Raw genomic sequence first — 14472 nt, 5'->3', positions numbered from 1 at the left:
TAGGAGATTTTGATGGCAGCCAAGACCGTCGCCGACGTGATGAAGTTGGTGTCGGAAAACGAAGTCAAGTTCGTCGACTTCCGCTTCACCGACACCCGCGGTAAAGAGCAACACGTGACTGTGCCCCTGTCGCACTTCGATGAAGACAAATTCACGTCGGGCCACGCTTTCGACGGTTCGTCGATCGCCGGCTGGAAGGGCATCGAAGCATCCGACATGCTGCTCATGCCGGACCCGAACACCGCCAACATCGATCCTTTCTTCGAAGAACCTACGCTGGTCCTGACCTGCGACGTGATTGAGCCGGGTGATGGCAAGCCTTATGAGCGCGATCCGCGTTCTCTGGCCAAACGTGCCGAGGCCTACCTGAAGTCGTCCGGCATTGGTGACGCTGCCTTCTTTGGTCCCGAACCCGAGTTTTTCGTGTTCGACAGCGTCCGTTGGAATGTCGACATGTCCGGCTCGTTCTCGAAGATCGAATCCGAAGAAGCCGCCTGGAACTCTGGCAAGGAATACGAGCACGGCAACTCTGGCTACCGTCCCGGCGTCAAGGGCGGTTACTTCCCGGTTCCGCCGGTCGATTCGTTCCAGGACATGCGCTCCGAGATGTGCTTGATCCTCGAATCGCTGGGCGTGCCCGTCGAAGTGCATCACCATGAAGTGGCCAACGCCGGCCAGATGGAAATCGGCACGAAGTTCAGCACGCTGGTCCAACGTGCCGACTGGCTGCAGATCCAGAAGTACGTCATTACGAATGTGGCCCACGCCTACGGCAAGACGGCGACCTTCATGCCCAAGCCAATCGTGGGAGACAACGGCTCCGGAATGCACGTCCACCAATCGGTGTGGAAGGATGGCAAGAACCTGTTCGCCGGCGACGGCTATGCCGGCCTGAGCGAATTCGCGCTTCACTACATCGGTGGCATCATCAAGCACGCCCGTGCGCTGAATGCCATCACGAACCCGGGCACCAACTCGTACAAGCGTCTGGTCCCCGGCTTCGAAGCCCCGGTGAAGCTGGCCTACAGCTCGCGCAACCGCTCGGCATCGATCCGCATTCCGTACGTGCCGAATCCGAAGGGCCGCCGCATTGAATGCCGATTCCCGGATCCCCTGTGCAACCCGTACCTGGGCTTCGCAGCCATGCTGATGGCGGGCCTCGACGGCGTCGAGAACAAGATCCATCCAGGCGAAGCCGCGACGAAGGACCTGTACCACCTCCCGCCGGAAGAGGACGCGAAGATCCCGACCGTCTGCCACAGCCTGGATCAGGCGCTCGACTACCTCTACAACGACCGCGCATTCCTGACCAAGGGCGGCGTCTTCACCGATGCGTACCTTGACGCATACATTGAACTCAAGATGCAGGAAGTCACGCGCTTCCGCATGACGACTCATCCGGTCGAGTTCGACATGTACTACTCGGCCTGAACCGATTCTCACGAATCGATCAATCAGGCGAGAAGGAAAAAGGGACGGCGAAAGCCGTCCCTTTTTCTTCGTGGTCCTGTCGAACACGCTATGTCGGGGGAAATGCCTTGTGGGCGACAATGGAACGAGAGGCTGAGAGTATTTCGATCATGCCCGCTCATCACGCCAAAAGACGCCTTCTCGTCGTTGCAAATGCTCGCCATAGCCCGGGCTATGGCTGCGCTTTGCGCCTGGATCAGGCGCCTTTTGACGTGCTGCTCGGACACGCTCGAAAAACTCTCAGCCTCTGAGTCATCGTGAGTGCAAAAACTTGCGTTGTTCCGCCAGAGGAGTCGTCGCATGAAACGTATTGCAGTCAAAACTCTAGAGTTCGTTGGGTTATCGGTGATGCTCTCTTCAGTGCTCACGCCGCTCGCTGCGGCGCAGCAGCCGGGCCGTGAGGTGTATCGCTGCCCCGGCAACCCCGTTCTGTACACCGATACGCTGTCCGCCAAGGAGGCTCGCGACAAAGGCTGCCGGACGCTGGAAGGCGCGCCCATCACCGTCGTCCAAGCGGTCAAGCCGCGCAGCGGCGGTGGCACCCCGGCAGCGTCGCCGTCCACTACCCGGCCTGCCGACCAGCGCGTGGACCCGAACGATCAGCGCGCGCGCGACAGCGATGCTCGCCGCATACTCGAAGGCGAGCTCAAGCGCGAAGAAGAGCGGCTTGCGCAGATGCAGAAGGACTACAACAAGGGCGAACCCGAACGGCAAGGCGACGAGCGCAACTATCAGAAGTACCTCGACCGGGTGGCCGACATGAAGGCCGGCATCGCACGCAAGGAAAACGACATCGCTGCGATCAAGCGCGAACTCTCCAAGCTGCCACAGTGAAGGCCAAGCCGAAAGTCCAGGACGCAGATGCAGGGCGCGTGACCGTTGCAGCGCCACTGTCGACACCGATTCTTGCTGCCTTCGATTACCTCGCGACGATGGTCGCCATCGTCCGACCCGACGGACTTTGTGTGTTCGCAAACGCAGCCTTTGAGCATGTGCTGGGGTTGTCGCGCCGCAGCGTGCTGCGCGGTTCGCTCTTCGACTGGGTTGTCGATCCGCAGCCTCTGCGCGACACGGTTGCGGCAGTCTTGTGCAACAACTATTCGACCAGCCGACTCGAGGCGCAACTGAAGCGGCCGGCATCGGTGCACGGAGAAGTGCTGCCAGTGCACGTCATCGTCAACCAGATGGACCGTGCCAATCCGTTCTCGTCCCATGCGACCAGCCGCGACACCGTGGTGGTTGAACTGGTCGAGATCGAGCAGCAGACGCGGCAGGATCGCGAAGAGCGCGCACTGGATCAGGCTCAGGCGAACAAGGAACTGATCCGCAATCTCGCGCACGAGATCAAGAACCCACTGGGCGGCATCCGTGGCGCAGCGCAGTTGCTCGAGATGGAAGTCGAGTCGCGCGCGCTAACCGAGTACACGCAGGTCATCATTCAAGAGGCGGACCGGCTGCAGGCACTGGTCGACCGCCTGCTCGCACCGCATCGCAAGCCTCACGTAGTGAGTGACGTGAACATTCACGAGGTCTGCGAACGTGTTCGTTCGCTCATCCTCGCTGAATTTCCGCGCGGCCTGACGGTCATGCGCGACTACGACATCTCCATTCCCGATTTCCGCGGCGATCGCGAGCAGCTCATCCAGGCCGTGCTCAACATTGCCCACAACGCAGCGCAGGCTTTGTCAGAGCGCATGGCGATGGGCGATGCCGCGATCACGCTGCGCACACGCATCGCCCGTCAGGTGACTTTAGGCAAGCAGCGCTATCGTCTGGCACTGGACTTGCATATCGAGGACAACGGCCCGGGAGTCTCCGAGTCGATTCGCGATCGCATCTTCTACCCTCTGGTATCGGGACGTGATGGTGGATCGGGTCTGGGACTCACACTGGCGCAGACCTTCGTGCAGCAACACCAAGGCATGATCGAATGCGAAAGCGTTCCCGGCAGGACGAACTTCAAGATCATGATTCCGCTTCCCTGAGGCCACAAGCCGATGCTGCGGATGAGCGGTCACGGCAGCAAATGAGCCTGAACGGCTTCAAGGGCAGGGAATGAAACCCATCTGGATCGTTGACGACGACCAATCCATCCGATTCGTGTTGGAGAAGGCGCTGGCGCGCGAAGACCTCGCAGTACGCAGCTTTACCAACCCGCGCGATGTGCTGACGGCGCTCGACACCGAGCTTCCACAGGTGCTGGTGTCCGACATCCGCATGCCCGGCGGGTCGGGTATCGAATTGCTGGCCAAGGTCAAGGAAAAGCATCCTGGGCTGCCGGTCATCATCATGACAGCGTACTCCGACCTCGACAGCGCGGTCAGTGCGTTCCAGGGCGGTGCTTTCGAGTACTTGCCCAAGCCTTTCGACGTGAACAAGGCGGTGGAGCTCATCCGCCGCGCGCTCGACGAGAGCGTGCGCGAAGAGGTGCGCGACAACGGAGCGACTGAGATGCCCGAGATGCTCTGGCAGGCGCCTGCGATGCAGGACGTGTTCCGCGCCATCGGCCGCCTGAGCCAGAGCATCGTCACGGTGCTCATCACGGGTGAGTCGGGTTCGGGCAAAGAGCTCGTGGCGCATGCGCTGCACAAGCACAGCCCGCGTGCGACCGGGCCCTTCGTTGCGATCAACACCGCGGCGATTCCGAAGGATTTGCTCGAAAGCGAGTTGTTCGGCCATGAGCGCGGTGCCTTCACGGGTGCGCAGACAACGCGGCGTGGACGATTCGAGCAGGCCGACGGCGGCACGCTGTTTCTCGACGAAATCGGGGACATGCCCTTCGATCTGCAGACGCGCTTGCTGCGTGTCTTGAGCGACGGACAGTTCTATCGCGTGGGCGGACACAGTCCGCTGCGCAGCAACGTGCGCGTCATCGCGGCGACACACCAGAACCTTGAAGAGCGGGTCAAGCTGGGTGTTTTTCGTGAAGACTTGTTCCATCGGCTGAACGTGATTCGCTTGCGCCTTCCGGCGCTGCGCGAGCGGCGCGAAGACGTGCCGGGGCTCGCACGTTTCTTCCTGCAAAAGAGTGCGAAGGAACTGGGGGTCGAGGCCAAGCGCTTCACCGAGCCTGCGCTGGCCAGGCTGGTTCGCTTCGACTATCCGGGCAACGTGCGACAGTTGGAGAACATATGCCATTGGCTGACGGTGATGGCACCTGCGCAAGTCATTGAGGCCAAGGACCTGCCGCCGGAGTTGTTGATGGGCCCTGCCTTGGCTGCAGCGCCTGCGCCGATCACGCCGACGTTCACGCCCGACTTCGCGAACCTCACCGACACGCAGCTTCGGCCGGGCGTGCCGATGGCAGTGATGCCACCGACCGCGAACGTGCACAGCTTTTCCCCTGAGCCGTCCCCGCCAACAGCAGCCAGTGGCCCTGCGTCATGGTTGCTCGATCTGGAACGGGAATCGCGCACCATCCTGCAGGCGGGTGCGCCTGACGTGTGGGATGTGCTCACACGCAAGTTCGAAGCTCAGCTCATTCATACGGCGCTCGAAGTCACGCGCGGTCGGCGTATTGAGGCGGCGCAGAAGTTGGGCATCGGCCGCAACACGATCACACGGAAGATTCAGGAGTTGGGGCTCGATGACTGAGAGGCCGAGAGTTGAGTCTGAGAGGCTGACTTCGCAGTCCGGCTTGAATCCGGGCTACAACACCACCACCACCGGCGCGTGATCGCTTGGCCGTTCGTTCTTGCGGGGCAGCTTGTCGATGGAGCATGCCTTGACGTCCGTCTTCAACGAATCGCTCAGCAGAATGTGATCGATGCGCAGCCCCTGGTTGCGCCGAAACGCGAGCATGCGGTAGTCCCACCAGCTATACAGCTTGGGTGCCTGTTCGAATAGTCGGAAGGCGTCGTGCAGGCCGAGGGCGATGAGTTGCTGGAAGTGTTCGCGCTCTTCCGGCGTGCAATGAATCTGCCCCGCCCAAGCGATCGGATCGCACACGTCGCGATCTTCGGGCGCGATGTTGAAGTCTCCGAGCAAGGCGAGCTTCGGATGTTTCACCAACTCGCCGCGTACCCATTCTCGTAAAGCGCCCAGCCATTTCATTTTGTAGGCAAACTTCTCGCTGCCCGGCTCCTGCCCGTTCGGAAAGTAGGCGCCGATCACGCGCACACCGTCGACGGTGCCGGCGATCACGCGAGCTTGCTCGTCTTCGAAACCGAAGATGTTGCGCGACACGTCAGCTGCTGGCGTCTTCGACAGTAGCGCCACACCGTTGTACGTCTTCTGCCCAAACCACTGTGACTCGTAGCCCGCCTCCTTGAACTCTGCATGCGTGAACTTGTCGTCGGTGAGCTTGGTCTCCTGCAGACAGAGGACATCGGGCTGATTCGCGGCCAGCCAATCGAGCACCTGGGGCAGGCGCACGCCGAGCGAGTTGACGTTCCAGGTGGCAATCTTCATGACTCGAGGAGCATTTGATTCAAAACACGTTTTTTGGCAGACATCACTGCGGGTGACAAGTGCAATTGTGCCGAGCCAGCCATCCACGCCGATGCATCATGTCGCGTGCACTCACCCATGCCCAGCGTGCCAGTACTGCAGCGCGCGGGCCGTGGAAACCGCCGAAAAGCACGCTCGCGCTGAGGTTCGTCACTTCGTGCCACCAGCCGGCTGGCAGTTGCAACACGTCGCCGGGCCGAAGGTCGACCGTGAAGAAATCATTGCGGCCATCGTCTGCGACGCGCGATGCCAGTTCCTGTGCATTGGACGATGACAGCACTGCCCAGCTGTCGTATTTCGTCGATACCGCGTTCATCCGCTCCACGGTGCCCGGCCGAGCCAGCCGCCACCGCTTCACTCCGAGGACCTGCACTGCCAAGTTGTCGAGATAGTCGTAGTGCAAACCAGTGCTCGCGCCCGCTGGACCGATCCAGCTGCGCAACGACCGCAGGTGTCGCCTGGGCAGCAGTTCTTCATGAGGCAGATCTTTCTTCAATGCAGGTGCTGCTTTGAGCAAGTCGAACTCCTTCAGGTATGGATGGGGCCGATTGGTTGTTGGAGGTGCCTGCAGCGATTGGAGATAGTTGTGTAGCGTGGATGGCACGAAGCGGGTTGCATCCTTTTCGCGATTGCCGTCGACCAGTTGCACAGGTTGATCGGACACCTGTGACGAAAGGCCGTCAAAGCTCCAGTGCCGCACCGCCGGCCAGCCAGCCGCCAGGCCTCGAAATACCACCGGGTCTGCGCACGGCGCGGCGCTGGGAGTCTCGCGCCACGTTGCTTCGGTCACCGGACGAAAAATGGTGTCATTCATCGGCTTCGATCTGTCTTTGTCTGAAGAGCCAGCAACATAGTGACATTCCAAGACACCAGCGTGTCAGTCACTGCTCGGTCAGTATGAAATCGAGCGACGATCGAAAGCCCATGTAGTCAAATGTGGAACCATGCGAGTACACCGGTCGCGATGCCGATGGCGCTCAGGCCGTACACAAGGTACTCCGACCACTTGCGCTTGGTGAGCAAAGCAATCGCCGCCATCGCGATCGCGATCTGCAGGGCGGTGGTGGCCTGCGCCCAGCGATGGTGCTGATGAATCTGCTCGTCGCTTTTCTTGTCGAACTCCGTGGCCTGCGCTTCAAGCTTGTCAGCGGCAGCCTTGATCTCGACCTTTTCGCCTTTGTAGCGCTTGATCTCGTCTTGATAGAACTGCTTGCGGCTTTCCGGCGCCAGCTCAAGCGCCAGTTCGGAGAGGTTCTGCTTGCTGCTCTTGGCCTGGTAGTAGTTCCATTGATTGGACGCTTCTGTCTTCTTGATGGCAGCGTCGTTCTTGAACAGCCCCGCGTTGGCTTGCGTGGCGCCCCCCATGTAGCCGAAGAGCGCACCCACCGTCGCCAGAATGGCCGTGACTACCGCCAACTGACCCGCATGGGAGTCGCCGTGTTGCGCCGCATGTTCAAGTTCGTGGTCGTGAGGACCATGCACATGAAAACCGTGTCCCGACATGTCAATCTCCGTGTTGTCGTTGATAGGTTACCCAGCGATAGGCGAAGCCTTGTTCACTGGTTTGCGCGTCGCTTGCGCGTGCGCTGAATTGCGACTTGTCCCACGCGGGGAAGAAGGCATCGCCTTCGAAATTCGCATCGATCTCGGTGAGCACGAGTTCATCTGCAATGGGCAAAGCCTGTGTGTAGATTTCACCGCCACCGATGACGAACACTTTGGCCGCATTCTGCACAAGCATGATCGCCTCTTGAAGTGAAGCGGCCCGTTCGGCGCCGTCGGCCGACCATTCTGGATTGCGGGTGACGACGATGTTGCGACGACCCGGCAGCGGCCGGCCGATGGAGTCCCAGGTCTTGCGACCCATGATGACGGGCGAGCCGAGGGTCGTATGCTTGAAGAACTTCAGGTCTTCGGAGATTCGGCAGAGCAGTTCGTTGTTCTTGCCGATGGCGCCGTTGCGGGCGACCGCGGCAATGAGGCTGATGAGCGGGCGAATCATGGGCGGCATTCTCGCAGGCCAAGCAGGCGCTTGAGAGGGCTGATGATTCACTTCTTGGCCGCCGCTTCCTTTCCGCTTGCCAGATGCTGCAGCATCAATTCCTGCGCCAGCGTTGCATTGCGCGCCTTGAGTGCCGCCATGATCTTTCGGTGTTCCTTGAGCGAGGCTTGAAGGCGCCCCTGCTTGAACAGCGAATGGTGGCGATAAAGCTTCATCACCTTGCGCAAGTCCGCCACCATCTGGTTGCGCCAGCGGTTGTCGGCAATCTCGAGCACTCGCATGTGGAAACGCTCGTTCGCGGCAAAGAAGGCGTCGCGCTCGTCGACCGTGGCTTCGAGATGTTCATGCAAATCCGATAGCTCGGCGATTTCGTCGTCGCTGGCCTGCTTGGCGACGACCGCGGCTGCATCGCTTTCCAGCAAGGACAGCAAATGGAAAACCTCCGACAAGTCTCGCTCCGACACCTCTGTGACATAGGCTCCGCGCCGAAGCTTCATCGTGACCAGGCCCTCGGACGCGAGCACCTTCAGCGCCTCGCGCAGGGGCGTGCGGCTGATACCCAGCTCTGCTGTCAGGGCTTGTTCGTTGATCCAGCTTCCGGGCGCCATTGTGTGCGCCACGATGCGCTCGCGAAGGCGCTCGGCCACCCGCTGGTACAAGGGCATGTCAGCCAGCCTGGTGCCGTTGGTCGAGGTATCGGTGCTTTTGGCGTCAGGGCGAGGTGCGACCATGAGACTGGGCGAAAGTGGCAACAAAAAAGGCCGGGTGGATATAATTCAATTTTGAATTATGGATGAGGCGGGATGTCACATCAAGCGGCACGAGAGGCGTTTCGCTCGATCGTCGAGATCCAATCGCAGGGGCATGCATGTCCGATGATCTGTTGAATTCGAAGTCGCTTGAGGCGTGGCAGAAGGCTGCAGCCAAGTCTGCGCCCGGCGGTCACCTTGACTCGCTGAACTGGGTGACGCCTGAAGGCATTACCGTGAAGCCGCTGTACACCGCGGCCGATGCGAACGGGCTGGCCTACGCCGACACGCTGCCCGGCTTCCCGCCCTTCGTGCGTGGCCCGCAGGCCACCATGTACGCGGTGCGGCCATGGACCATCCGGCAGTACGCCGGCTTCTCCACCGCCGAGGCATCGAACGACTTCTATCGCAAGGCCCTGGACAGCGGCGCCCAGGGGGTCAGCGTGGCCTTCGATCTGGCAACCCACCGGGGCTACGACAGTGACCATCCACGCGTGACGGGCGACGTCGGCAAGGCAGGCGTGGCGATCGACAGCGTGGAGGACATGAAAATCCTCTTCAACGGCATACCGCTCGACAAGGTCAGCGTCTCCATGACCATGAACGGTGCGGTGCTGCCGGTACTGGCGGGCTACGTGGTTGCTGCCGAAGAGCAGGGCGTGTCGCAGGATCAATTGAGCGGGACGATCCAGAACGACATCCTCAAGGAGTTCATGGTCCGCAACACCTACATCTACCCGCCCGAGCCGTCGATGCGAGTCATCGGGGACATCATCGAGTACACGGCGAAGAACATGCCGAAGTTCAACTCGATCTCGATTTCCGGCTATCACATGCAGGAGGCAGGCGCGAATCAGGCGCTGGAACTCGCCTTCACGCTGGCCGACGGCAAGGAGTACGTGAAAACTGCGATAGCGAAGGGTCTGAATGTCGATGAGTTCGCGGGGCGCTTGAGCTTCTTCTGGGCGATCGGGATGAACTTCTATCTCGAAGTCGCAAAGATGCGCGCGGCACGTTTGCTGTGGTGGCGCATCATGAAAGAGTTCGATGCGAAGAATCCCAAGAGCCTGATGTTGCGCACGCACTGCCAGACCTCGGGCTGGTCGCTGACGGAGCAAGACCCTTACAACAATGTCGTGCGCACGACCATCGAGGCGATGGCGGCGGTGTTTGGCGGCACGCAGTCGCTGCACACCAACGCACTGGACGAAGCGATTGCCTTGCCGACCGAGTTCAGCGCGCGCATCGCTCGCAACACGCAGTTGATCATCCAGGAAGAGACCCACATCACGAACGTCGTCGACCCTTGGGCCGGCAGCTACATGATGGAGAAGCTCACGCAAGACATGGCCGACAAGGCCTGGTCCATCATCGAGGAAGTCGACAAGATGGGCGGCATGACGCATGCGGTGGAGAGCGGATGGGCCAAGCTGAAGATCGAGGCGAGTGCGGCGGAGAAGCAAGCGCGCATCGACAGCGGCAAGGATGTGATCGTCGGTGTCAACAAATACAAGCTCGCCAAGGAAGATGCGATCGACAGCCGCGACATCGACAACCATGCGGTGCGCGAAAACCAGGTGGCGCGGTTGAAGCAGGTGCGTGCGTCGCGGGACTCGGCTGCGGTGCGGGCGGCGCTCGAGGCGCTGACTCGATGCGCCGAAACTGGCGAAGGCAACACGCTCGACCTGACGATCAAGGCGATGCGCTTGCGTGCCACGGTGGGCGAGGTGTCCGACGCGCTGGAAAACATCTGGGGGCGCCACCGCGCCGATACGCAAAAGGTGACCGGTGTGTATGCAGCCGCTTATGACAGTGCTGAAGGCTGGGCCAAGCTTCAGCAGGAGATTGCGGAGTTTGCCGAAGAGCAAGGCCGCCGGCCGCGCGTGATGATCGCGAAGCTGGGGCAAGACGGGCATGACCGCGGGGCGAAAGTGGTGGCCACGGCGTTTGCCGACCTGGGCTTCGATGTGGACATGGGGCCGCTGTTTCAAACCGCCGAGGAATGTGCGCGGCAGGCGATCGAGAACGACGTGCACGCGGTGGGGGTGAGCACCTTGGCGGCGGGGCACAAGACGCTGGTGCCGGCGATCATCAAGTCATTGAAGGAACAAGGGGCCGACGACATCATCGTGTTCGTAGGCGGGGTGATTCCGCGGCAGGACTACGACTTTTTGTACGAGGCCGGGGTGAAGGGGATTTATGGGCCCGGGACGCCGATTCCTGCGAGTGCGAAGGATGTGTTGGAGCAGATTCGCAAATCGGTGGCGTGACTCCTCGTTCCGTTGTCTTACGCACCAATCGATGCATGAGATAACAAAATTCCGTTCAGGCTGAGGTATCGAAGCCCACACCCGAGGTTCGATTGAAACCTTTTTTCGTCTACATGCTGCGCTGTGCTGACAAGTCCTACTACGTCGGACATACCGATGAACTCGACCGAAGAGTTGCTCAGCATCAATCGGGAGCGATTGAAGGCTATACATTCAAACGACGACCGGTAGAACTGGTTTGGACGCACGAGGCGGCCACGCGTGAAGATGCATTGACGGCCGAGCTGAGGATCAAAGGCTGGGGGAGGTCAAAGAAGGAGGCGTTGATTCGCGGTGACTGGACGGCAATCCAGCGTCATGCGTGGGGAACGCGCAACCCTCTGCCAGGGCATCTGGATGAGGCGCGAGCTTCGATACCTCAACCCGAACGGGGCGGAGGGCTGGCTGCGGATACCCGAAAAACCGAGGCCCCACCCGTTCGCCCTGAGGTATCGAAGGGCCCGCAGGAGCTGGACGAGGCTTCGATACCTCAGCCCGAACGGGCCGCAGGGCTGGTTGCGGATACCCGGAAAACCGAGGTCCCTCCCGTTCGCCTTGAGGTATCGAAGGGCCTGCAGGAGCTGGACGAGGCTTCGATACCTCAGCCCGAACGGGTCGGAGGGCTGGCTGCTGCGGATACCCGGAAGACCGAGGCCCCTCCCGTTCGCCCGGAGGTATCGAAGGGCCTGCAGGAGCTGGACGAGGCTTCGACACCTCAGCCCGAACGGGGCGGAGGGCTGGCTGCGGATACCCGGAAAACCGAGGCCCCTCCCGTTCGCCCTGAGGTATCGAAGGGCCTGCAGGAGCTGGATGAGGCTTCGATACCTCAGCCCGAACGGGGTCAGGAGCAGTATGAGGCTTCCGTACTTCAGCCCGAACTTGGTGTTGGAGACTCTTTGTCGGAGCCCGACAGGGCCTTGTTTAACGGTGTACTTGCTTCTAACCGCCGCGCCATTGCGAAAGCCATCACGCTGCTTGAATCGACACGAGCGGATCATCGCCAGCGTGCGGACGCGCTCCTCAACGCATTGATTCCGCACACAGGCAACGCGATGCGCCTGGGAATTTCGGGAGTCCCAGGTGTAGGCAAGTCCACATTCATCGAGGTCCTCGGACTCGACTTGATTGCCAAAGGCCACCGCGTGGCCGTGCTGACCATCGACCCATCATCCACCGTCTCCGGCGGCTCCATCCTCGGCGACAAGACGCGCATGGAAAAGCTTTCGGTCCATGACGCCGCGTACATTCGCCCATCCCCCGCTTCCGGCACCCTCGGCGGTGTGGCCGAAAAAACCCGCGAGGCGATGCTTGTCTGCGAGGCGGCCGGCTACGACGTCGTCATCATCGAAACCGTCGGCGTCGGCCAGAGCGAAACCGCCGTTGCAAGCATGACCGACATGTTCGTGTTGCTCCAACTCCCGAACGCCGGCGACGACTTGCAGGCCATCAAGAAGGGAGTGATGGAACTTGCTGATTTGGTGGTCATCAACAAGGCCGACATCGACCCCGATGCCGCGACGCGCGCCGAAGCCGCCATCACGAGCGCCTTGCGAGTCTTCAGCTTCCACGGAAAATCAGGCCACTGGTCGCCCAAGGTGATGCAGATCAGCGCGCTCAAGAACCAGGGCATCGATGCCTTCTGGCAACAAGTGCGCCAATTCCACGAACGCCGCCGCGCGAGTGGCGAATTCGACACTCGTCGCAACAAGCAGGCGCATTCATGGATGTGGGACATCATCCACGCACGCCTTCAATCCGATTTCCGCCACCACCCTGCCGTGCGCGAAGCACTGCACAACACCTTGCGCGACGTGACCGAGGCGCGCATAGCCCCGTCGGTCGCGGCCCGCGCGCTGCTCGATCTCTTCGAGCGCGAATAGAACAACAAGGACGACATCAACATGCATGACATCATTGCCCTTCTCGAAAAGAAGCGCTCGCAGGCACGCTTGGGCGGCGGCGAAAGGCGCATCGCCGCGCAGCACGGCAAGGGCAAGCTCACCGCGCGCGAACGGGTCGAACTTCTGCTCGACGAAGGCACCTTCGAAGAGTGGGACATGTTCGTCGAACACCGTTGCCACGACTTCGGCATGGCCGACAACAAGATCCCCGGAGACGGCGTGGTCACGGGCTACGGGATGATCAACGGACGCCTCGTGTTCGTTTTCAGCCAGGACTTCACTGTGTTCGGCGGTGCGCTGTCCGAGGCGCATGCGGAGAAGATCTGCAAAGTGATGGACCAGGCAATGAAGGTCGGGGCGCCCGTCATTGGCATCAACGATTCGGGCGGCGCACGCATTCAAGAGGGCGTGGCATCCCTCGGCGGCTACGCCGAAGTCTTCCAGCGCAACGTGATGGCCTCGGGAGTGGTGCCTCAGATCAGCATGATCATGGGCCCCTGCGCCGGCGGAGCTGTGTACTCCCCGGCGATGACAGACTTCATCTTCATGGTGAAGGACAGCTCGTACATGTTCGTCACCGGCCCCGAGGTGGTGAAGACCGTGACGCACGAAGAAGTGTCGGCAGAAGAGCTTGGCGGCGCAGGCACCCACACCAGTCGCAGCGGCGTGGCCGACCTGGCGTTCGAGAATGACGTCGATGCGCTCCTAATGCTGCGCAGGCTCTATAACTACCTGCCGCTCAACAACAGGGAAAAGCCTCCCGTTCGTCCAAGCAACGATCCCGCGGACCGCATCGACTACTCGCTCGACACGCTTGTGCCCGACAACCCGAACAAGTCCTACGACATCAAGGAGCTGATCGTGAAGACCGCCGACGACGGCGAGTTCTTCGAACTGCAGCCCGAGTATGCGAAGAACATCGTCATCGGCTTTTGCCGGATGGAAGGGCAGACGGTGGGCATCGTCGCGAATCAACCCTTGGTACTTGCGGGCTGCCTGGACATCAAGAGCAGCATCAAGGCGGCGCGTTTCGTGCGGTTCTGCGATGCGTTCAATATCCCGGTCGTCACCTTCGTCGACGTGCCTGGCTTCATGCCGGGCACCTCGCAGGAATACGGCGGCATCATCAAGCACGGTGCGAAGCTTTTGTATGCCTATGCCGAATGCACGGTGCCCAAGATCACCGTCATCACGCGCAAGGCCTATGGCGGCGCCTACGACGTGATGAGCTCCAAGCACCTGCGCGGCGACGTGAATTTCGCCTGGCCCAATGCGGAGATCGCCGTGATGGGTGCCAAGGGTGCGGTGGAGATCATCTTCCGCGAAGACAAGAACGATCCGGTCAAGCTCGCCGCGCGCGAAGCCGAGTACAAGGAGCGTTTCGCCAACCCCTTTGTCGCCGGCGCAAGAGGCTTCATCGACGACGTGATCCAGCCGCACGAGACGCGCAAGCGAATCTGCCGCTCGCTTGTGATGCTGCGGGACAAGAAGATCGAGAACCCGTGGCGGAAGCACGGGAATATTCCACTGTGATGGCGCTCCCCAGTCGCGTCGCTCCTGCCCCAAGGGGCGCCTCCGACGGCCTGGCGCAG

Annotated in this window: 12 protein-coding genes and 1 pseudogene; 8 read left to right on the top strand and 5 right to left on the bottom strand. The window is 61.0% G+C overall.

The window, feature by feature from the left end; genetic code table 11:
- The first annotated feature begins 12 nt into the window (after positions 1-12).
- From glnA to ntrC, 4 genes are all read left to right on the top strand, one after another.
- On the top strand, positions 13-1431 hold the full coding sequence (gene glnA / locus AC30NL_RS06050) for a type I glutamate--ammonia ligase (RefSeq protein ID WP_489463109.1): 1419 nt from the start codon (positions 13-15) through the stop codon (positions 1429-1431).
- 339 nt (positions 1432-1770) lie between these two features.
- Positions 1771-2304, top strand: coding sequence for a hypothetical protein (locus AC30NL_RS06045; protein WP_489463108.1), 534 nt, complete (start codon positions 1771-1773; stop codon positions 2302-2304).
- A 98-nt stretch (positions 2305-2402) separates the two neighbouring features.
- Entirely contained in the window at positions 2403-3455 is a 1053-nt protein-coding gene (gene glnL, locus AC30NL_RS06040; protein ID WP_489463111.1) for a nitrogen regulation protein NR(II), read from the top strand.
- Positions 3456-3525: 70 nt separating this feature from the next.
- Entirely contained in the window at positions 3526-5064 is a 1539-nt protein-coding gene (gene ntrC / locus AC30NL_RS06035) for a nitrogen regulation protein NR(I) (protein ID WP_489463107.1), read from the top strand.
- A gap of 54 nt (positions 5065-5118) precedes the next feature.
- On the opposite strand, the gene xth is transcribed toward ntrC, so the two are convergent.
- From xth to AC30NL_RS06010, 5 genes are all read right to left on the bottom strand, one after another.
- The gene (gene xth / locus AC30NL_RS06030; RefSeq protein ID WP_489463106.1) at positions 5119-5880 is read right to left on the bottom strand and encodes an exodeoxyribonuclease III; all 762 of its coding nucleotides are present in this window, start codon (positions 5878-5880) and stop codon (positions 5119-5121) included.
- A 43-nt stretch (positions 5881-5923) separates the two neighbouring features.
- A complete protein-coding gene (locus AC30NL_RS06025) occupies positions 5924-6733 on the bottom strand; it encodes a cupin-like domain-containing protein (RefSeq protein WP_489463105.1) in 810 nt (269 codons plus the stop codon).
- A 116-nt stretch (positions 6734-6849) separates the two neighbouring features.
- A complete protein-coding gene (locus tag AC30NL_RS06020) occupies positions 6850-7422 on the bottom strand; it encodes a DUF4337 domain-containing protein (RefSeq protein ID WP_489463104.1) in 573 nt (190 codons plus the stop codon).
- Between the two features lies 1 nt (position 7423).
- Entirely contained in the window at positions 7424-7921 is a 498-nt protein-coding gene (locus AC30NL_RS06015) for a dihydrofolate reductase (RefSeq protein WP_489463103.1), read from the bottom strand.
- A 47-nt stretch (positions 7922-7968) separates the two neighbouring features.
- A complete protein-coding gene (locus AC30NL_RS06010; protein WP_489463102.1) occupies positions 7969-8652 on the bottom strand; it encodes a GntR family transcriptional regulator in 684 nt (227 codons plus the stop codon).
- A 137-nt stretch (positions 8653-8789) separates the two neighbouring features.
- Here AC30NL_RS06010 and scpA point away from each other — a divergent pair, with 137 nt between their 5' ends.
- The 4 genes and pseudogenes from scpA (at position 8790) to AC30NL_RS05990 (ending at position 14413) form a co-directional block, all read left to right on the top strand.
- The gene (gene scpA / locus AC30NL_RS06005; RefSeq protein ID WP_489463101.1) at positions 8790-10940 is read left to right on the top strand and encodes a methylmalonyl-CoA mutase; all 2151 of its coding nucleotides are present in this window, start codon (positions 8790-8792) and stop codon (positions 10938-10940) included.
- Between the two features lie 113 nt (positions 10941-11053).
- Positions 11054-11245 (top strand): annotated as a pseudogene (locus AC30NL_RS06000) (GIY-YIG nuclease family protein); the annotation flags it as partial.
- 630 nt (positions 11246-11875) lie between these two features.
- Positions 11876-12859 (top strand): methylmalonyl Co-A mutase-associated GTPase MeaB, encoded by a 984-nt coding sequence (gene meaB / locus AC30NL_RS05995; RefSeq protein ID WP_489463110.1) that lies wholly within the window; start codon positions 11876-11878, stop codon positions 12857-12859.
- Positions 12860-12880: 21 nt separating this feature from the next.
- The gene (locus tag AC30NL_RS05990) at positions 12881-14413 is read left to right on the top strand and encodes an acyl-CoA carboxylase subunit beta (protein WP_489463100.1); all 1533 of its coding nucleotides are present in this window, start codon (positions 12881-12883) and stop codon (positions 14411-14413) included.
- The last annotated feature ends 59 nt before the right edge of the window (positions 14414-14472 follow it).

It is taken from the genome of Rhizobacter sp. (assembly GCA_021153565.1).
Classification (GTDB): Bacteria; Pseudomonadota; Gammaproteobacteria; order Burkholderiales; family Burkholderiaceae_C; genus Albitalea.
The sequence above is the reverse complement of the archived record's forward strand: the minus strand, read 5'-3'. Positions and strand labels throughout refer to the sequence as shown.